The sequence below is a fragment of the Bacteriovorax sp. Seq25_V genome (genome assembly GCF_000447795.1).
Taxonomy (GTDB): Bacteria; Bdellovibrionota; Bacteriovoracia; order Bacteriovoracales; family Bacteriovoracaceae; genus Halobacteriovorax_A.
Genome location: NZ_AUNI01000021.1, coordinates 354,909 through 374,976, shown reverse-complemented (window position 1 = coordinate 374,976; position 20,068 = coordinate 354,909). Strand labels below are relative to the sequence as shown.

Sequence of the window (20,068 nt, the reverse complement as noted above, 5' to 3'; positions counted from 1 at the left end):
ATTTACTCCACTTTTATTTGTTAAAATATTTCCACATTCATTAAAACATGATGAATACTGCAATTACAGCATTTTAACTAAATTCGACCAAAGAATTCAATTAATTTAAGCACATAAAAAGCGAATTTTATTCAAAATATCTTTAAAGTGTTTGAAATATAACCCGATGTTATACCTGTAAGTTGCGTTTATTCGCGCACGCCAGTGGAGGAAATAATTATGGTGACAAACTACGAGGGTGATAACATCGAATTTAAGGACGAACTACCACTTCTTCCTATTAGAGATCTTGTCATTTACCCGTTCATGATTCTGCCGCTATTTGTTGGGAGAGAGGCTTCAATAAAAGCAGTTGATCATGCAATCAACCATACTGACAGATTAATCTTATTATCAAGCCAAAAGGATATTGTTGCAGAACATCCAGAACCAAGCGAGATTTTCGAACTAGGTACTGTTGCAATGATTATGAGAATGAGAAAACTTCCAGATGGAAGAATTAAAATTCTTGTACAAGGTTTATCAAAAGCTCGCATTATGGATTATTCACAGCAAGATCCATACTTCATTACTAAAATTGCAAAAGTTGAAGATATGGATGTTGAGCAAGAGAATGTTGCGACTAATGCACTAATGAGAACTATTAAAGAATTACTTGAAAAAGTTATTCAAATGGGAAGAGTTTTATCTCCAGATATCTTAATGGTACTAGAAGATATTACAGATCCTGGAAGACTTGCAGATCTTGTAGCTTCAAACTTAAACCTCCATGTAAGTGAAGCACAGGTTATTCTAGAGACTTTAGATCCAATTGAAAGATTACATAGAATTAGCGAAATCTTAAATAGAGAGTTAGAAATTTTATCTATGCAGCAAAAGATTAAGCATGCAGCTAAAGGTGAAATGTCTAAGACTCAAAAAGAATATTTCTTAAGAGAGCAAATCAAAGCAATCAAGTCTGAACTTGGTGACGAAGGTTCATCTGAACCAGAAGATGAATTTGCAGAGTTTAGAAAGAAAATTAAAGAAGCACATATGCCAGAGGAAGTTGAGAAAGAAACTCTTAAACAACTTACTCGTCTAGAGAAAATGCACCCAGATTCTTCTGAGTCTACGATCACAAGAACATACCTTGAATGGATGAGCGACCTACCATGGGGAGTTTCATCAGAAGAACATATTGATCTTGATGCATCTCTAGAAATTCTTGATGAAGATCACTTTGATCTTATGAAAATCAAAGAAAGAATTCTTGAGCACCTTGCCGTTAGACAGCTTAAAGGTAAAAATATGAAAGGCCCAATCCTTTGTTTTCAAGGACCTCCAGGAGTTGGAAAAACTTCTCTAGGAAAGTCTATTGCAAGAGCAACAGGAAGAGAGTTTGTTAGAATTTCTCTTGGTGGTCTAAAAGACGAAGCTGAAATCAGAGGACACAGAAGAACATATGTTGGAGCGATGCCAGGAAGATTTATTCAGGCAATGAAACAAGCAAAAACAAATAATCCAGTTGTTCTTCTTGATGAGATTGATAAATTATCAAGTGACTATAAAGGTGATCCATCTGCAGCTCTACTTGAAGTTCTAGATCCAGAACAAAACGTAGAATTTAGAGATCATTACTTAAATGTACCATTTGATTTATCAAACGTTATGTTTATTGCAACATCTAATATGTTAGAAAATATTCCGGGTCCACTAAGAGATCGTATGGAAATCATCAACCTCTCTGGATATACAAGAGAAGAAAAGGTTGAGATCAGTAAGAGATACATTATTCCAAAACAAATGGATGAGAATGGAATCACTAATGATCATGTTGAATTCACAGACGAAGGTGTAGCAAGTGTTATCGAACACTACACATCAGAAGCTGGACTTAGAAATCTAGAAAGAAGAATCGGTGCACTTTGTAGAAAAGTAGCAATGAAAATTGCAAAAGGCGACATGTCTAAAACTCATATCGTTAAAGACACTGTATTCAAATATCTAGGGCCACCTATTTATACAAGAGATGACCATAAAGAAGCAGACGAAGTTGGAGTTTCAACAGGTCTTGCATGGACATCACATGGTGGAGAAGTTCTTTATATCGAAACAACTAAGATGAAAGGAAGAGGTTTAACTCTTACTGGTCAACTTGGTGACGTAATGAAAGAATCTGCTCAAACAGCGATTGGTTATATTAGAAGTAGAGCTGAATATCTTGGTATCGACGAAGCAATGTTTGAAACTCAAGAATTTCACGTTCACTTACCAGCTGGAGCAACTCCTAAAGATGGACCAAGTGCAGGTATCACTCTAGCAACAGCTCTTGTATCACTTTGCACTGGTGTTCCAGTAAGTAAAGATGTTGCAATGACTGGAGAAATCACACTAACAGGAAAAGTTCTTCCAATTGGTGGATTAAAAGAAAAAGCACTTGCTGCGATGAGGATGGGAATTGGAACGATTGTAATTCCATGGAAGAACAAGAAAGACCTTGAAGACATTCCAGCAGAATTTAGAAAGAAACTAAACTTTATTGCAGTAAAAACTATCGATGAAGTTTTAGATATCGCTCTTGTTGACTGGAAAGAATACAAGAAGGAACAACATAAGAGAGATTATGTTGCTCAAAAGCCAGTAAAAAAAGATTCAGATTTGCCACCTGTGGCAGCATAAAAAAGAAAGGGGTCTTTAAAGACCCCTTTTTTTTTGTCCCTTTTAAGATTACAATTAATTCATGACTGTAGAAAATATAAATAAAGCAAAGCGTAGTGATTTAGTCAGGATTCTAGTTGTTGATGATTCTGACTTATCAAGAAGAACAATCGTTTCTATTTTAGAAACTCATGGATTCAATGTTGTTGGTGAATCATCATCTGCGGAAAATGCCATGCAACAGGCTTTCAATACTAAAGCAAATGTCTTTCTTCTTGATGTCGTGATGCCTGAGATTAGTGGAATTGAGCTTGCTAACCACATTAGAGATAATATTAAAGAGCCAAAGATCATTATGATGTCTACTCTTGATATGGAAAGTGTTGTTATCGAATCAATTTCAAATGGTGCGGTAGATTACCTATCAAAGCCTTTTACAGAGCAAGATCTAATTAAATCAGTGGAAAAAATTGAAGCTGATATTATCAAAGAGAATAGTTAATGTTCGTTATTAAATTTGCTTTTTATTTTTGTTTATCTTTCTTAATCCTAAGTATCCCAGTAGGAGAAGATAAAGTTGTATTCAGCTATATGGATCAAATTGCAAAACCAATGACTTCTAAAGTATTTAGCACCGTAAAAGGGGTTTTTACTAATGGTCTAAAAGAAACTAAAGAAGTCACATCAAAGATGTTTAATAATACTTCTGCTAAGCAAGATAAAATTCTCACCAATCTCTCTAGCGTAAAGAAGTCTATCGAAGCAAAACTGCCAAAAGACAATTACACAAAAGAAGAGAAAGAAGCTATTTTAAACGTTCTTAAGCAAGAGTCTAATTAACGCCTTAATGTCGTTGGTTCAACGGCCTTAGATTCTTCTTTATTACTATTAGCAAGCATCTGATCAATCTCTGCCATTTCTTTATAATAGCCTTTATGTAGACATTGTGTGTCTGTACCCTGATCTGTGTTTGATTCACTGATTGCGAAAACATTAGTTGTTAATAGTAGAACTAGTAATAATTTTTTCATTTTAAACCCCCAATTAGTATTACTAAAATTAATGCACAGGTCATGCCAACTCATACTTCATTAAATCAATTACTTACCTCCCTATTACTGATTGCTTCTTATACACTGTCTAATCTTTTGACACCTCTGTATTGTTTACACCTTTCATAGTCCTTAATCTTATTTCAGCTACAGTAGAAATATCTATTAGGAGTTTATCTATGAAACTAATTAAGTATCTTGTCGCAATTCTTGCACTAACATCTGTAGTTCAAGCAAAATCTCAAACAATGTGGGCCTCAATCCCATTTATTCGAGGGGCTGATCTTTGCGCTTATAAACAAGCATATTCACAAACTCGTTATGAATATATGCAAGATATGGTTGGGCTTGCCTCTGATCTTATGCAGGCAGGGGCCAAAGGAAAAGAAGCTCTACAAATGCTTCAAACCTTCGATGCCATGTATGATAAAAATCTTTATCTTGCAACTCAACATAAGTATCTCGACGTAACACTGGAGAATTCTCTTAAAGGTTATCTTGATGGTTACTATAGAAGCTACCCCGTCTCTGATCGTAAATTTCAATTTCGTCATATGAATGATATTAGAACAATTATCAATAATGCCAGCAATGATAGAAGAACTGGTTATGTCCCAGCTGACTCTTATTCTCTTGTTGATTATATTGCTTACGGAACATATTCATTTGCACCGAACTGCAAAGGAAATATTCAAGTTACTTTAACTATGGTTGATAACAATGGAAACACGTCTTCATATCAAGCCATAGGTTCCCCAAGCGTAGTAATGTCACAAATCGCATCACGAATCTTCGAAGACTTTCAAGGAACTAAATTTCCAAACACTCTTTTTATCAATGGGAGAAGTCTACAACTCGTAGGGACTCACAATGGCACTATAGGTAAAGCAACTAGCATGAGACAAGCTGAGAGCGCATGTAAAAATAGAGGAGCAAGATTACCAAGTGCAGATGAACTTGAAGCAATAGATGCTTTTGGAGATTGGAATGGTGGTGTGTCAATTGGACGTCGAGTTTGGGCAATCAGTGGTGGAATGGTTTATCACCCAGGTTTAATGAACCCAAGTCCAGTAAGATCTCCTCGCTCTATCAACGCAAAAGAGTATTCATATTACTGTGTAAAATAACAAAGGCCCTTATGGGCCTTTAATTTTACTCTTAATCAGATCATTTAGTTCATTATAATCTTTTATATTTCCATGTTTCCTATAACCATTTAAAAGAATATCACTCTTCACTTTTAGTACTTCAATTGCTTTCCTTGATTGCTCACTATCAAGCTCATAATTATCCATCAAATTGCAAATCGCCTTAACTCGCCAAAAATCCATGGCAAGAGTTGTTGTAGATAGTTGATCATCATGCCCACCATATTTCTCTACCAGTTCCTCTGGAATTAATACAACATCATGATGTAGGGATACTTTTAACCAAAGATCGTAATCCTCACAAACAGGAAAATTTTCATCAAATCCAGCATACTGTTCTAATAACTCTCTCTTTAGTAACACCGTACTAGGTCCAATAAAGCATGACTTCAGGCATTCGGCAAAAACATTTCCCCCATACTTCTGATGATACTTTTTCTTATTTACGAATTTTCCATTTCTTATCCACTTCTCATCAGTGTAGATAATAAGTGACTCTGGTAAATCATTAGCTTTTTGGATTTGTTTCTCTAATTTATTTGGTAACCATTGATCATCAGAGTCGAGAAATGCAACCCATTCACCAAGAGAATTCTTAAATCCATAATTTCGAGCATGACTTACCCCATTGTTATCAGTCTTCAAGAATTTTATCTTCTCATTAGCCTCTAAGTATGGTTGTACAACGAACTCAGTATTATCAGTTGAGCCATCATCAACAATAATAAGTTCATAGTCTTTATAGGTTTGACTTAAAACAGAATCAATCGCTCGAGCTAAGAACAACGAGCGATTATAAGTAGGTATGATAACACTGATTTTCGGCATTAAAGGTACTTCATAATATTTCTAATAAGATTAAGTTTTCCTTCATAAGGAGGATAACGCAAAGAGTTTTCAAACATAAAACTTCTCTTCATCAATGCTTTTTTATGGCTAAAAATATCAAATGAGTAAGCTCCATGATAAGCCCCCATCCCACTTTCGCCAACACCACCAAACGGAAGTTTTTCATTAGACAGGTGAATCAATGTATCATTAATTACCATCCCACCAGATGAAATTTCTTTAACAAATTTAGATTTATCTTCTTCACGATCAAAGAAGCCATAGCTAGCAAGCGGCTTATCATTCTTAAGGACGTAATCACGCGCCTCTTCATAGTCTTTTACGATTACTATTGGCAGTATCGGTCCGAATATTTCTTCTTTCATAATTGCGTGATTTAAATCACCCTCTACAACCGTTGGCTCAAGAAACAAAGACTCTCTCTCATGCCCCCCACCAAGAAGTACCTTCGCCTCGCTTAAATATTTAGTTAAGCGATCAAAGTGTCTCTCATTGATTATTCGCCCATAATTCGGACTAGACTTAACTTCACTTGTATAGAAAAACTCAATCCATTTCTTCATCTCATTAATAAATGAATTTTTATCTTTTTCCTGAATCATAATATAATCAGGAGCTACACAGGTTTGTCCCGCATTGAAGAACTTCCCCCACACAACTCTCTTTGCAGCGAGGTTTAGATTTGCAGTAAAAATCATACATGGACTTTTCCCTCCTAACTCAAGGGTTAAAGGTGTAAGAAATTTCGAGGCCTTCTCCATTATGATTCTCGCAACCACACCATTACCAGTATAGAAAATATAATCGAATTTTAAATCTAGAAGTTCAGTAGTCTCCGGGACACCTCCTTCAACACACTTTACTTCTTTGCTAAATGTTTTATTAATAAGCTCTGTTATAACTTTCGAGGTCTGTGGCGCCATTTCAGATGGCTTTATAATGGAGGTATTTCCAGCTGCGATTGCACCAACCAAAGGGGCAAGAACCAACTGAAATGGATAATTCCATGGGCCAATAATGAGAACTGTTCCATAAGGCTCAGGAACAATATAACTTTTCACAGGGAAGAAGGCTAAAGAAGAACTAACCCTCTTAGGTTTTGACCACTTTTTAATATTTTTCTTAGCAACATCAATCTCATGTAGAACAAAATCGATCTCCGAAAGATAAGATTCAAACTCACACTTCCCAAGATCTTTTCTAAGAGCATCTGCAATTTCACTACTCATTTCAGTTATTGAGCTTTTAAGCTTTTCTAGAGCTACCAAGCGCTTTGAAATGTCTTTAAAGTTATTCTGCGTAGCTGTGACGTCTTGATAGTACTGATTGATATCTTGCATGAAATATACCCCTAAGTTTTCTTTCATTATAGGGTATATGTAATTTACAGGAAATAAAAAAGGGCCACTAGTGTGGCCCTCGATATTAATTCTATTTTCTTGTTGCTTCTTTCTTGCCTGCTTCAGCTTCTTTTCTTACTTCACCAGCAGGAACACTTTCTTGATAAGCGCTCACGTGAACTGTCTTCTCACAACTTGTTTCAGACTCTTCTGACATTGCAAATACGTTTGATACACTTCCTAATACTAATACTGTTAAAATTAAAGCTTTCATCATATCCCCCTAGATATTAATGGTTAGTTGTTTGTTTTATATATTGCACAGCACGTGCCAATTTGGAGTTAAGGTACTCCACCTCTTATTAACAACTTAAAGCCTTTTAGTTATTACTATTGTGTATAAATATTCGACAGTGTGTATAAAATGTACAGAAACGGCTGATTGATTTTATTTTAGGCATTCTGAAATAAAAAAAGCCTGGCTTTAAACCAGGCTTTCTTCATTTATCTTTTTCACATGAAACTTTATTTTGATTTACCTTTAGACGTCGCTTCATCCTTTTTCTCCGAACTATCTGAAGCTGTAGTAGATTTACAGTTACCACTGGCGCAGTTTACAACATCATCACAACTTCCAGCACCTTCACCAACCTTAGCGCCTTCTGCAGCATTTACAATATTTAAAGTACTCAATATAGTCATCATTAATAATATCTTTTTCATTTTAATCTCCTTCAGAGGCTATTTTATCATATATTATTTAATCACCAACAAACGTTATTTTTTACAATCAATCGGGCACTTAGAGTGCCCACATAAATTGTCATTACATATTTAAGTTAACACCTGCAGGTTTAACGATTGATAGTAATGATTGGAACGCCTGAGTAACTTGTAATGCCATTTTATGCCCAGCTGCAGATTCAACTTTTAAAATCTCACCGTAGTTGTCATACTTCACATTGATTTTCCCAACATTACTCATTTTAATTTCTACTGGCTTACCTTGTGCATTGTATACGAAGCTAAGCTCACGTTTCTTATTAGTAGTCTTATCAATGTCATACATATTAGAGATTCTACCTTTTGAATCATATGTTAAAAGAACTGACATTTTCTTAGAGTTTTCTGCTCTCTTTAAGTTACCTTTTTTATCGTACTCAAACTTAGTCCAACCATTATTATTTGTTACATTTGTAATCTTGTTAAATTCTGGGTGATACTTGAGTTCAACATAATCACCACGAGAAGAGTTTTTCTTAACTAATAGACCTTTGCTATTGTATTCAAAGTTAGTTACGAAGTTTCCTCTTTTAATTTGTTTTGGAAGAGAACAACACTCTGTATAGATTGTTTCAGTCGATACATTATTTACAACAGTAAGAATTCTATATGTATAGTGTGAACCATCTGGCTTTCTTTTAATTTCATACTCATAACGATTTGTTACATCTTTACCACCTGGGTTTTTCTTTGTAACAAGTGTCCAGTAGTGAAATTCAGGATTCTTAGGGTTTGACTCATATTGATAAGCAACTGTCTCACCATTCTTCTTAGTCACTTCCTCTACAAACTGCGTCTTCTTTGTATACTTGATCTTCATTGAAGAACCATCTTTGTATCCAATAGAAGTCATATTGTGATTGTAGTCATAGTCATACTTAAATACGTTACCAGCAATATCTTTGGCTTCGATTAAATTATCATCTTTATAAACGTATTCTGTTTTCTTTCCTGCACCCGACTCAGCAGACTTGATTTTTCCATCTGGGTACCACTGGAAGAAAATTTGTTTCGCCATTGAATCTTTAATAGATTTAAGTTCTTTTCCTGAGTAGTTTAAATCAACAACATACCCATTCTTGTCAGTAACTTTAACAAGCTTTCCATCTTCATTGAAAAGGTGCTCTTTACCATCGTTATACTTTCTAGAGTAACCGTCTTTAGTCTTTACAACTTTCTGAAGCCCTCTTTCGTTTGAGAAAAGCTCAGTTCCAACAGCGAGTTTTGCTGAAACATCAAATCTCTTTGCATACGCTTGTCTAAGCTCAGCATCATTCTTTAGTTTTGTTACTAAAGAGCTTGCCACTGATTCAGAGATAGAGTTTTTCTTTCTCATAGCATCGATAATTTTCTTTGCAGCAGCTTCAGCATCTACGGCCTTGTTAGGAACAAACCTAGTTGTAGCACCTGAACCATTCTCATGAATAACAACAGAACCATCTGCTGATACATTCAAATAAGTTTCGTAGTCAGATCCCCAACCAAAACCAAACCAGCCTTTATCTGGTGATCTAGAGTTGTAGGTTCTCTCAATAACGAGGTCATGCCCACCACCAGGAACAACAATATCAGTATAAGTGATATGGAAGTTACCATTCTTTAAATTAACGCCTGCGAGAGCGCTTGTTGCAAAAATACTTAAAAGTACAAAAAATTTAAAATTCTTCATCACTCACAATCCTTTCGTATGACTTTCCGAGTTCTCTGTTCACTTATCGGGAGTAGTCGGAAAAAACTTAATCTTTAATCTGTACAATCTTAAAAATTACCATAGTTCCAATAAAATCAAGTACTGTGGCGACCACAAACAATATGATTCCAAGGGGATGGCTAAACATTTTTCCAACGGCCTCAGGATCACTTGATCCATACATCATTAAAATTCCGTAGGGCATAGCTGCCATAATCATACCCTGAAAACGCCCTTGAGCAGTAGCAGTATCAATTTTTTGCTTCAATCGTACACGTTCTCTAATTACGTCAACAATAGTATCGAAGACCTCTGCGAGATTACCACCGGTCTCTCTAAGAATATTTACAGAGCTCACAAACATGTCATTATCTTGGGTTGGAACCCTTTTGGCGAGGTTTTCGAAACATTCTTCTAGTGGCACACCGATTCTATTTTGCTGTAGCATAACATTAAATTCTTGTGATAACGGTGCCGGCATTTCATCGACAACCATGCCAATTGACTGTGGCACACTTAGTCCCGCACGAAGGCCATTGGCAAGAAGGGTTAGCCCATCAACCATTTGCGCTTCATATTGTTTAACTCTTTTAGAAACGAGATTATTTATAATAGGACGAGGTATTTTAAATCCAACAAAGGCGAAAACAAGCCCTAGAATAAAGCCCATTACCCACTTTCCAAGAATACCAAAAATAATAATAACAATTCCCCCTGAACCTAAGGATAAGGCGAGTAATGCGTATGTTATTTTTTCTGGTTGGACTTCAATAAAAAGTAAATCAAATTTTTCTAAGATATAGGTTCGCGTCCCCATGGTTTGTCTTTCGATAAAATCAAAGATACCCACGGAATACTTATAGCAAAATGAAAAAAGAATAACTCCGATTAGAGCTACTAAACCTTTAAATCCAATTAAACTTAGAAAAAATGACATCTATCACCTACTCTTTCTTAACTGGCTTACCAGGAGGACGTTGAGGACGATTACCTTGAGGTGGTTGTCCAGGTTTAGGTGCTCCCCCAGCTTGCGGAGCCGCAGGTCTTGCGGCAGGGTTAGGTGGAGAAGAATTACTAAATAATCCACGAGGCACGTTGTAACCTTTCTTTTCAAGTGTTTCGATAAATTTTGGAATAAATCCTGTCGCTTGAAATTCACCGATAATCTTTCCATTCTTATCAATACCCTTTTGAACAAAAAGGAAAATATCTTGTAGTGTAACGACTTCACCTTGGATACCACCAATTTCTGTGATGTGAGTAACTCTTCTCGAACCGTCATCTAGTCTTTGCTGCTGAATGATTAGGTGAACAGCCGATGCAATCATCTCACGAATAGCTTTAGGGGTAAGTCCAGCACCTGCATATTGAACGAGAGTCTCAATACGACCGATACATTCTCTTGGATTATTCGAGTGAACTGTTGTCAATGAACCATCGTGACCAGTACCCATCGCCTGTAACATATCAAGTGTTTCACCACCACGACACTCACCGACAACGATACGATCTGGCCTCATACGAAGACACTGCTTAACAAGAAGCCTAATATCGATTTCACCATCTCCTTCTAATGAAGGAGGTCTCGTCTCTAAACGGACAACGTGATCTTGAGGAAAGTTTAGCTCGGCAGAGTCTTCACATGTAATAATACGCTCATTAGCTTGGATAAAACTTCCAAGAACATTAATCAGTGTTGTCTTACCAGATCCTGTTCCCCCTGAAACGATAATATTTCGATGCCCTTCAACTGCAATACGAAGAAAGTCAGCCATATTTTGTGTCATTGATCCGAATTTAACGAGGTCTTTATACGTTAATCGATCTTCAGGAAACTTTCTGATAGTAATACAACATCCATCAATAGCAGACGGAGGTATAATTGCATGAACTCTCGAACCATCATGTAGACGTGCATCTACGTAAGGAGTCTTTTCATCAATCCTTCTACCAATCGGAGCAACGATTCTTTCAATAACATTTAAAACTTGCCTATCATTAGTAAAAATAACTTCTGACTTCTTGATCTTTCCACTTTTCTCAAAATAGATTTTATCTGGTCCAACAACCATAATTTCAGAAACAGTTCTATCTGCAAGTAAATCTTCAAGAGGACCTAATCCTAGGGCCTCATCGATAATTTCCTTCACAATCGCATTCATATCTTCACGAGAATTTAGAATTCCTTTTGTATCTTCTTTACCGAGAAGATCGACAACTAACTTCTTAGTTTTCTCTTTTAAAATAATTTTTGCTTTCGGATCATTCTTATCATCATCACTAAGGTCCATTTCTTCAACAAGACTTTTGTGAATTCTAATCTTAAGGTCACGCCACGCATTCGCAGCCCCTTTAGAAGGTGCTCCAGCAGCAGAGTCTCCACCGCCCTTATTAACAGATACTCCGCTTGGTCTATTAAGTGTAGCGAGCTGTTTTAAAATATTTGACTGAATAATTTTTCTTGCAACCTCTGTAATACCTTTTGAGAAGTTACTATTCTTTAGTGCAACAAGTGCTGGCTTTCTCTGGTTAAGCGCCATTGCACACGTTTGATCATCTTTTATAATCGTTCCTAGAAGTGGACGCCCGAGTGTTTTTTGAACAACATCAGGAGTAACAGGGTGTCCTTTCTGTGCTTGATTCATTACAAAATGAATCATTTCTTTTGGAAACATCATTGTTACTAAATCAGACATCAAACGCTTTGTTTGATTTAAAGCCAATAAGTCTGGAGTAACAACAACGAGGATCATCGTTGAGAATTCTAATGCCTTTAAAGTTAATGGAGTTAATTCACTACCACCATCGATAACAGTAATCGGGAAAAGCGAAGTAAAGGCTTTTAAGTACTTCCCAGCTGCTTCTGAATCAAGACCATCTGTAGCTGTCGGATCGTTTGGAAGCCCAATATAATTTACACCTGCCGGATGTGGATTTAAAAAAGGTGTAATGGTTCGAGGATCAATATTTCCACTAAAAGTGAAGAGATCTTTCATATTCTTTTTAGTTTTAATACCAGTAATTAAATTTTGATCACCACTTGCTCGTTGGTCAAAATCTAAAAGTAACGTTTTACCTCTCGACTCCGCCACAAGGGAAAATGCTAAGTTAGCCGCGACTTGAGATTTACCAACCCCGCCTTTAGCACCAATTACTGTAATGATATGACCTTCGGCCATTATTGTCCCCTCTTTCTAAACTTTCGTTTAATTTCTTCAGACCCTTGTGATGCACTGTCGATAATTTCTGGCGTAATAAAGACAACGAATTGCTCCTTACTTCTTTGTAGTGATTTCGACTTAATAAATGAGAATAACGGGAATCCAGTTCCGGCCTCTACTGTATCTGCTCCACCAGGAGGATCTTTATCAAATTGTGTTGATGACTTTGTCGATGACACTCCACCGACGACTGCCGACTCTCGCGTCTTAACGATAATAATTGTGTTAATGGTATTTTCTAATACATCTGTTCCTGATCCAAAACTTACACCGAGTGAAATTTCGATATTAACTTTCTCCTCTGGCATGATTGTACCTTTGAGCTTTAAATCAAACCCGGCATCAATTGATGTTGGTTGTTGAAACTCTCCAGTCCCAAGAGTTGTGTTCTTTTTGGTCTTTCTTGTAATTGTTCCATTCTCATTATCTTTTGCAATAATCATCCCTGACTGAACGATTCTGGCATAACCAGCTGCTTTAGCTGAGTTTAATTTTGGGAATAGCTGTGAAATAGTTCCAGAGAGAGTCCCATCTGAACTTGTAGATACTCCACCCGATGAAGTACGACCAAAAGAAATACTTCCACCTTCTCCACCAAGTGTTGGATTCCATTTAAACCCAAAAACTTTGCTATAGTCTTTTGTTAACTCGACAAACTGAGCAGTGAACTTAATCATCTTCACTGGCTTAGGCGGTGGTTCCGTTTCATTGACAACAATGAAGTTTTTGATAATTTCTTGTTCAAGCTTTTGAACAGAATCTGTTCTTCTCGCTAAACTTTCAATTCTATCTGGTAAGTAAGTAATTCCAATCTTTGTTGCAAGCTCTTTCTCTTTTTCTGAACCAACAATTCCCTCGAGAATATATGAGTTATTAAAAAATCTCACAGTCACATCTTTAAGATTATTTCTTCTCATACCTTCTTGCATTTCTTTTGCAATGATCTGGTATGTTTGCGGCGATACTTCGAGAAGATTCAACACATCTTTATAGTCATCTAAAAACAAAACAACCTTACCAATATCACTTGGAACAACTAGGCGACCACCGACATAAACCTTCCCACCTTTGATTCCAACCTCAACCCCTTCAATATCACTGAAAAAATCTTTAAGTTCGTTGATAACTTTTGTTTTCTCAGTCGCTGTTACAGTAACAAAATATCTAATCGCAATATCTTTTGTGGCATCATTTCTTACAGATATTGAAGAGACTCCGGGTTTTAAACCTTTTATTGTAATCTCTCTTTTCTGAGGAACAAACGTCATATCAACAACTGTATTATCGGCAATTTCTTTTATCGTTGTCGGTACGAAATCCAGACGGATTACTTTATCGATTCCCATAAAAATTTCAATTCTCTCCTCCTTTGGCGTCAGTTGAGCGACACTTGAGAAGCAGAGAATTGTCATAAATAATAATTTAAATAAGTTTTTTATAATCATCGTTTCTCATATTTATCTTGGAAGAATTTCTTAGCTTCAACTTGATCTTTTTCTCCAAGAATGTCGTAGAGTCTAGTTCCTTCAATACGAACTTTTTCCTTGTCATTAATATTTCTAAGAATTAAGTAAGGAGTACTTTCTCCATATTGATATAACCAAATTAACTTTTGTACTTCGAATGGATCTAGCTCTAATGTTACAGAGTTGTAATTACTATATGTGTTTAGCTTCATCTGCTTAATTACTTTAGGAGTTTGTACACCAATTACCGGAAGATTATTTGATATATTTCTCCCTGTTGATAAAACTCTAACGTCTTGAAGGATTGTCATAATTTTTTGTCTATCTCTTCTACCCGAGTAATCAATAGCTGCTAGAACATCAACCCTATCCCCTGGTTTGATAAGTTTTGAAACTGAAGTTTGATCCGAAACAGTAATTGAAACGGCACGTTTATTTACGGATACTTCTCTTGAAAGACCCGTACTCTCACCTGGATATGTAATTCTTGGTTTTGTTATTTGCTCATCTTTTAAAATTGGAACAGTTGCAATTGTATTCTCTACTTCCTTCATTGTTTTAAAGCTTCCAGGAGATACAAATCTTTGCGGAACAGAAATGATTGTCACTTTTGAATCATCAATTAATTCAAACTCTCCAATATCTTTTTTGGCTACAATAACAGATGTCATTGAACCATATCTTTTTACTAATTCAGTTTTTTGATCTTCAACATATGTATGGACCATGAACATTGCAAAAATTGCGATGACGAGTGCTAAGGTAAATGCTCTAGTATTCATCTTCAAACCTTATTTAAGATGTTATTATCATTAGCATTTTATCAAACTTTAACGAAGCTTAGATGACTAGGTAAAAAGAGCCGCTACCTACTACTTAAAGGCACAAATCGACTTAGATGAATATCCGACAGAGTTACCAGGGTAATCAACACGAAAAAATGAGTTGTCAGTGGCCATACGAGCGTAGGTCTCTCCGCATACCCCATAGAGAGTAAATATCTTGATACAAGAAGTCTGGTTTTCTGAATATTTCTCAAGACAATCTTCCGCATCACTTCCAGCAAAAGGCACATTTGGTAGTCGATAAAAAGAACCAAAGGAAATACTTCCATTTCCCTCTTCCTGAAATCTCCAACCAATGATGTTGTTACTCACAATACTTAGATTTGGTAATTGCTTAAGTTCGCGATCTGCTAGCCCATTAGAGTTTCCATTTAAAAGATAATAAGAATAACCTCTTGTTGCTTTTTGTTGATTTATTGATGCATTAATAGAGTTTCCAAAATTCATGATCAATCCACCTAGGTAGACCATTATTGGTACAAAAAGAACAAGCTCAAACATAGCCTGTCCTTCTTCATTCTCCTTAATTTTTTTAAAAAAATCTTTCACGACTAACATCCATTATCAAATAATGTTGTATGCGTTTGGCAAGATCCCACTGATACATTTAATGCATCACAGACTCTTTTAGCGCACTCTGTTCTTGTGGGTTCTTTTCCAAGAAATGATTCACTTCTAAATTCCATTGGAATTTTTCCACCGACTGTTTTTGTAAACGATAACTTATCTGTATAAGTTACATAAGCTCCAACGAACGCTTTAATTACATTGTCAGCAGGACTATTAAATTTAACTTCACCATCAAAGTTGGGCATAAACTTTGTTAGATAATAAGAGTTAAATACTTCTTTCCCTACGACTTCCGCAAAGTTAAATACCTGAGGAGCATTAGCATTATTATTATCAGCAACTAAATAAGCTCTTGAAGCCATGAATGTTGCATATTGAACTAAATAGCCATTCGTATAATTTAATGCCTGTTTCATGAAAAAGAAGATAAATGCAAAAGCAATCGTGATGCAACTTAAGAATTCAACTGTCGATTGACCTTTATTATTGATCATACGTCGACGTGGGACCGAAGAATCGTGACTTACCATTTTCATTCCTATAGCTATGTAACTCAATATCGTTATAATTATTTGAGAAGTCATCTACACTACCATTATGACCGTAACGATATGAGAACTCAATAGATCTGGCCATTTGGTCATAGAGACCATTACCACTTCCAATAAAATTAGACATCACTGAAGATTTGATAATAAAATTCACAAGGCTTGCTAGAACAACAAGCAATAAAATATATTCAACAGTACCTTGCCCTCGATTATTCAAAATAATATCTTCTCCTTAATGATCCAACCAAACCATATCCATGAAATAAAAATAACTGGAGCAAAAGCAAATTTCTTTCCAAAAATACTTCTCACGAGCTTAATGTCTTTGTTCTTAAAAGCAGTCATAATAAGGTCTGCATTCTTCATGATATTTTTAGTGAATACAGAGCCTCCAACTAGAACAGTTGCAATTGCGAGAGAAAAGAAAGCCTGCTCATGAAACTGAGAAGGAATGAGGAGATAGAAAGAAGCGAGATACTTTGAATCTCCCCCTCCCATTATCTTCATCAGGAAGAGAATAAATCCTGCTACGAAAAATCCTAATGGCCAAATAAATGTTTCTAGAGAGAATGTATAATACTCTGGAAAAATTAATGTAAAGAAAACATAGAAACCAATATTGATCAGCGACCATTTATTAGAAATTTTCTTCGTTTGAAAATCATGATAGGCAACGATAAGAATTTGAACAGCTAAGTAAGCAAAGACAACAAATGGCATCGCTACTCCAAGTTCTCGTAGCCGTTATGCCAACATCCCTGAGCACATGCACCAGTCGTTAGTTCTTGAGTTAAATGATAAGTGAAATTTTTGAAGAATCCTTCAGAAAATATTGCAATACCCTTCGCTGCACTGATGGCAATCAATGAGAATATTGCAAATACGAAAATATATTCAAGCAGCGCCTGACCTTGAGCATGTTTTAACATACTCATAGGGTACTAGAAGCTACAACTTATATCTAGATAGCGAAAATTCTTCTTAATTTCCTGTAAAGTCCATATTCATAGCTTCACCGAATACTTTCTGAGTTAACTCATCAATTTTTGGCGCTGCTGCGTTTTTGAACTTAAAAACTAACATGGCCGCAACGGCAACGAGTAGAATGTACTCTGTCGATGTCTGACCTTCTTCGTCTCTAAGAAATTCCATAAACTTCTTCATATACTTCTCCTAAAATTAACTATGTCTGAAGTTCCAAACTTATCGAAGCTTTCCTTCAGAAACTTTAGTAGATTAGTTATTAAAATTATAACACATTGCAGCGCAAACTTAAACAAGATATTGGTAAAGTGTTGAAATCTTGTGTCAAGATTGAAAATTTAGTGCCACGATTCTTTGTTGTCCAGAATGTAGAGGAAGATGTATAATGAATTTGGGTCCTGTAGTTGGCAATAACAAGTTCTTTGCCCTACAAATATATGAAAGGAAGCGGTCCCTGATTATGGTGAGCAAGCTCATGTAAATTGAGAAGCCTAAAATGATTAAATACTGCATCCACCTGTCGATTGACGGGCGGAGACTTTCGAAAAACCAACTATGGGACTCTTATTATTATCTTGCTGATAACTTGATAAATTCAGCCAGGTAATGTCTTGCTAATGCTTCAATCTCTACCGGCTCATTAGAAAACTTCCATGAAATTTGATTAAATGGCCCAATATGAGCTCTAATCTCATGAACAGTTGTTTCGCCGTAACCTTGGCTATCGCTTAACCTTGCAGAGAAAACATCTTTTCCATTTGCAAGAAAACCAATTGAAATAAGATCATCGGCTCTTCTTGCAAAAATTAAGCGAAGAGAATTTCTATAAAGCATAAAGTCATTTACAGTGTTGGCGATTTTAAAGATTTTAATGACGCTTCCAGGTGTTCCACCTCTAAACTCATTAAACTGGTGAACGAAGATCTCGAATAGATCTCTTAGTTCATTCATAAAATTAATAGACGACTCTTCAAGAAGATAAGCTGGATTGAGGTGATCATTAAAACTCACGACACCAGACTCTTCCATGTTGATTTCTTCAAGCGCTAGATTTTCGATCCACTTAGTCGAAACTTCTTTATTGTCTTTATTATATTTTACGATATCCATACTCTATATGATGCGATATAGCGCGAAGGTTGTCAAAATATAATCAAATAAAAGTAATGCCCTGTCCTTGATCCGACTTCTTATTCTCTTTCTTGACGCCCTTCAATCTTCTAAATGTAAACTCGAGAGACTCTTCGATTGTTGGAAATTTTAAGTTTAAGAAACCCTCTGCATTTGTAACATCCAGCTTAAAGTGTAGTTTATTATCAGATGATGCAGCGGCGGCATGTGCTGTCGCCATTACTGGGTATGACCATTTCCCTTTGGTGATATTGTGGTCTGTCTCTCCAAAAACTTTTGTATATGTTTTGGCAAATTCATAGTGAGTCATTTTATCAGCAGAACTGATTTGGAACAATCTATTTTGAATTCCCTTGTCGACACACATCTTAATGATCATTCCAAGGTAACTCACATCAAGGAAGCCTACACTCACATAATCATCTACAGTCATTTGCTTTCTAAAGTGGGTATAGTCTTGCAACTTTTCAAACCATCCACTCTTTCTTGGACTGATATTTCTCCCATATAGTTTACATGATCTAAAAACTAAATAGTTTAGTGATGTCTTTTGAATATAAAATTCTGCTGAAGCCTGTGTTCTACCGTAAACGGTGTTGGGATCTGGAATGTCCATTTCCAAATAACTCTTGTCTTCACCAGCGAAAACAAAATTAGATGAAATATAAATAATTTGTGATTTATAGCGCTGACAATACTCAACAACATTGAAAAGACCACTTGTATTCAAAGCATCTGCTCTTCCTTCCTCAAGTGCACAGTCTACAATTGAAGACATCCCTGCCGCATAGATCGTAATATCCGGTCGAGTCGAAAACATAATAAGTTGCACTTCTTCCTTAGAAAGAACACTACAAGGAATTGTCATGACCCCAGGAATTGTAACAGGTGTATCATTATACGTACCAACCACTCGGTAATCTTTTTTAAAGAATTCTGCTAGTGATGAACCAACAAATGAAGAGATACCAAAAATTAATACAGTCTTACGTCGAACTACAGTGTTTTCACTCATTCTTATATTTTAATTGATTTTAGAGAAAAAGAGAGGAAGGCAAGTATGACCCTATCCTTAATCAGTTAGCTTCAAAAAAATTATTAGAATTCAGAGTTCCACTTGAGCATTCATCATACCTAATCAATTAACCCTCTCTCAAAATTTAGCGTTACTGATAGGAACTCATGCTCCTCCACTTATGCCACCTTGCACCCCTTATCCACCACACGACTTTAAATCCAATATAGCCCAAGCAAAGAAGCCACCATAAGCATATTTTTTATAATGAACTCTAAAGCTTCTCTCTAATACAGCCTTCAATGTGCTTTAATTGCTTCAGAAGTAATTCTTTCTCAGCGTGAGAAAATGGGCTTAGGGTTTTTCTTATCAGATCTTGATACACAGGCACTGTTGTTTTCATTAACTCTTCACCTTTTTCAGTCAGAGTAACATTTTTGACTCTTGCATCCTTTTGATCAACGACAGACTGAATAAGTCCCTGAGTGATCATTCTATTCATAATGCCAGTTACATTTGCTTTTGAAACAGAGTTATTTATTGCAATTTCTGTTACTGTAGTTTTCTTTTCCTCACCAAAATAAATGAAAACCATAATATCAAATTGAGGTTTTGAAATTCCGTACTGTGCGATTCCTTTAGTTATAAGATCATCGAATAACTTAGTTGTCCTAATATTCGCGGCAAGGATGTCTAAATCAAGCTCATGAAGTTTAATTTCTTTTCTTTGCATATATTTCCTTCCATTAGTTAATGTCCTAACAATATAGTTAACACGTCAAC

Annotated in this window: 23 protein-coding genes and 1 other RNA gene; 5 read left to right on the top strand and 19 right to left on the bottom strand. The window is 35.9% G+C overall.

From position 1 onward, the window contains the following. Positions 1–219: 219 nt before the first annotated feature. The 3 genes from lon (at position 220) to M900_RS16525 (ending at position 3,480) form a co-directional block, all read left to right on the top strand. Positions 220–2,661 (top strand): endopeptidase La, encoded by a 2,442-nt coding sequence (gene lon / locus M900_RS16535; protein WP_021276039.1) that lies wholly within the window; start codon positions 220–222, stop codon positions 2,659–2,661. A 61-nt stretch (positions 2,662–2,722) separates the two neighbouring features. Further along, the gene (locus M900_RS16530) at positions 2,723–3,142 is read left to right on the top strand and encodes a response regulator (protein WP_021275885.1); all 420 of its coding nucleotides are present in this window, start codon (positions 2,723–2,725) and stop codon (positions 3,140–3,142) included. Further along, a complete protein-coding gene (locus M900_RS16525) occupies positions 3,142–3,480 on the top strand; it encodes a hypothetical protein (RefSeq protein ID WP_021275774.1) in 339 nt (112 codons plus the stop codon). The genes M900_RS16530 and M900_RS16525 overlap by 1 nt, the downstream gene beginning before the upstream one ends. Here the strand turns inward: M900_RS16525 and M900_RS16520 are convergent. Further along, entirely contained in the window at positions 3,477–3,671 is a 195-nt protein-coding gene (locus M900_RS16520) for a hypothetical protein (RefSeq protein WP_021275816.1), read from the bottom strand. The genes M900_RS16525 and M900_RS16520 overlap by 4 nt on opposite strands. A gap of 200 nt (positions 3,672–3,871) precedes the next feature. On the opposite strand from M900_RS16520, the gene M900_RS16515 reads away from it, so the two are divergent. Continuing rightward, a complete protein-coding gene (locus tag M900_RS16515) occupies positions 3,872–4,819 on the top strand; it encodes a hypothetical protein (RefSeq protein WP_021275729.1) in 948 nt (315 codons plus the stop codon). Positions 4,820–4,828: 9 nt separating this feature from the next. Here the strand turns inward: M900_RS16515 and M900_RS16510 are convergent, their stop codons facing one another. The 15 genes from M900_RS16510 to M900_RS16440 form a co-directional block, all read right to left on the bottom strand. Continuing rightward, positions 4,829–5,668: a glycosyltransferase gene (locus M900_RS16510; RefSeq protein ID WP_021275905.1), complete on the bottom strand. Its 840-nt coding sequence runs from the start codon at positions 5,666–5,668 to the stop codon at positions 4,829–4,831. Further along, positions 5,668–7,056 (bottom strand): aldehyde dehydrogenase family protein, encoded by a 1,389-nt coding sequence (locus M900_RS16505; RefSeq protein WP_198296042.1) that lies wholly within the window; start codon positions 7,054–7,056, stop codon positions 5,668–5,670. Before M900_RS16505 ends, M900_RS16510 begins: the two co-directional genes overlap by 1 nt. 64 nt (positions 7,057–7,120) lie before the next feature. Next, positions 7,121–7,303: a hypothetical protein gene (locus M900_RS16500; protein WP_021275709.1), complete on the bottom strand. Its 183-nt coding sequence runs from the start codon at positions 7,301–7,303 to the stop codon at positions 7,121–7,123. 251 nt (positions 7,304–7,554) lie between these two features. After that, positions 7,555–7,752, bottom strand: a complete 198-nt coding sequence (locus M900_RS16495; protein ID WP_021275976.1) for a hypothetical protein — start codon at positions 7,750–7,752, stop codon at positions 7,555–7,557. A 103-nt stretch (positions 7,753–7,855) separates the two neighbouring features. Then, positions 7,856–9,481: a DUF6531 domain-containing protein gene (locus tag M900_RS16490; protein WP_021276072.1), complete on the bottom strand. Its 1,626-nt coding sequence runs from the start codon at positions 9,479–9,481 to the stop codon at positions 7,856–7,858. A gap of 67 nt (positions 9,482–9,548) precedes the next feature. Further along, positions 9,549–10,439, bottom strand: coding sequence for a type II secretion system F family protein (locus tag M900_RS16485; RefSeq protein WP_021275699.1), 891 nt, complete (start codon positions 10,437–10,439; stop codon positions 9,549–9,551). 7 nt (positions 10,440–10,446) lie between these two features. Beyond that, positions 10,447–12,681, bottom strand: a complete 2,235-nt coding sequence (locus M900_RS17475; protein ID WP_021276007.1) for an ATPase, T2SS/T4P/T4SS family — start codon at positions 12,679–12,681, stop codon at positions 10,447–10,449. Then, positions 12,681–14,168 carry a type II/III secretion system protein gene (locus M900_RS16475; RefSeq protein ID WP_021275754.1) on the bottom strand — a complete coding sequence of 496 codons (1,488 nt, stop codon included), beginning with the start codon at positions 14,166–14,168 and terminating at the stop codon, positions 12,681–12,683. Before M900_RS16475 ends, M900_RS17475 begins: the two co-directional genes overlap by 1 nt. Further along, the gene (gene cpaB / locus M900_RS16470) at positions 14,165–14,971 is read right to left on the bottom strand and encodes a Flp pilus assembly protein CpaB (RefSeq protein ID WP_021275831.1); all 807 of its coding nucleotides are present in this window, start codon (positions 14,969–14,971) and stop codon (positions 14,165–14,167) included. Before cpaB ends, M900_RS16475 begins: the two co-directional genes overlap by 4 nt. Before the next feature lie 90 nt (positions 14,972–15,061). Continuing rightward, on the bottom strand, positions 15,062–15,583 hold the full coding sequence (locus M900_RS16465; protein ID WP_021275965.1) for a hypothetical protein: 522 nt from the start codon (positions 15,581–15,583) through the stop codon (positions 15,062–15,064). Positions 15,584–15,585: 2 nt separating this feature from the next. After that, entirely contained in the window at positions 15,586–16,134 is a 549-nt protein-coding gene (locus M900_RS16460; protein WP_021275929.1) for a hypothetical protein, read from the bottom strand. Beyond that, a complete protein-coding gene (locus tag M900_RS16455) occupies positions 16,088–16,372 on the bottom strand; it encodes a hypothetical protein (RefSeq protein ID WP_021276073.1) in 285 nt (94 codons plus the stop codon). Before M900_RS16455 ends, M900_RS16460 begins: the two co-directional genes overlap by 47 nt. Continuing rightward, entirely contained in the window at positions 16,369–16,875 is a 507-nt protein-coding gene (locus M900_RS16450; RefSeq protein WP_021275792.1) for a prepilin peptidase, read from the bottom strand. The genes M900_RS16455 and M900_RS16450 overlap by 4 nt, the downstream gene beginning before the upstream one ends. Before the next feature lie 2 nt (positions 16,876–16,877). Continuing rightward, positions 16,878–17,090, bottom strand: a complete 213-nt coding sequence (locus tag M900_RS16445; protein ID WP_157680713.1) for a hypothetical protein — start codon at positions 17,088–17,090, stop codon at positions 16,878–16,880. 46 nt (positions 17,091–17,136) lie between these two features. Beyond that, positions 17,137–17,319: a Flp family type IVb pilin gene (locus M900_RS16440; RefSeq protein ID WP_021275768.1), complete on the bottom strand. Its 183-nt coding sequence runs from the start codon at positions 17,317–17,319 to the stop codon at positions 17,137–17,139. A gap of 212 nt (positions 17,320–17,531) precedes the next feature. Here M900_RS16440 and ssrS point away from each other — a divergent pair. Beyond that, a non-coding RNA gene (gene ssrS, locus M900_RS17605) (6S RNA) lies at positions 17,532–17,705 on the top strand. A 4-nt stretch (positions 17,706–17,709) separates the two neighbouring features. Here the strand turns inward: ssrS and M900_RS16435 are convergent. The 3 genes from M900_RS16435 to M900_RS16425 form a co-directional block, all read right to left on the bottom strand. Next, positions 17,710–18,249 (bottom strand): hypothetical protein, encoded by a 540-nt coding sequence (locus M900_RS16435; RefSeq protein WP_021275686.1) that lies wholly within the window; start codon positions 18,247–18,249, stop codon positions 17,710–17,712. Positions 18,250–18,292: 43 nt separating this feature from the next. Beyond that, positions 18,293–19,285, bottom strand: a complete 993-nt coding sequence (locus tag M900_RS16430; protein WP_021276038.1) for a sugar nucleotide-binding protein — start codon at positions 19,283–19,285, stop codon at positions 18,293–18,295. Between the two features lie 274 nt (positions 19,286–19,559). Beyond that, complete coding sequence (locus M900_RS16425) at positions 19,560–20,018, bottom strand: MarR family winged helix-turn-helix transcriptional regulator (protein ID WP_021275920.1); 459 nt, start codon at positions 20,016–20,018, stop codon at positions 19,560–19,562. Positions 20,019–20,068 lie beyond the last annotated feature (50 nt).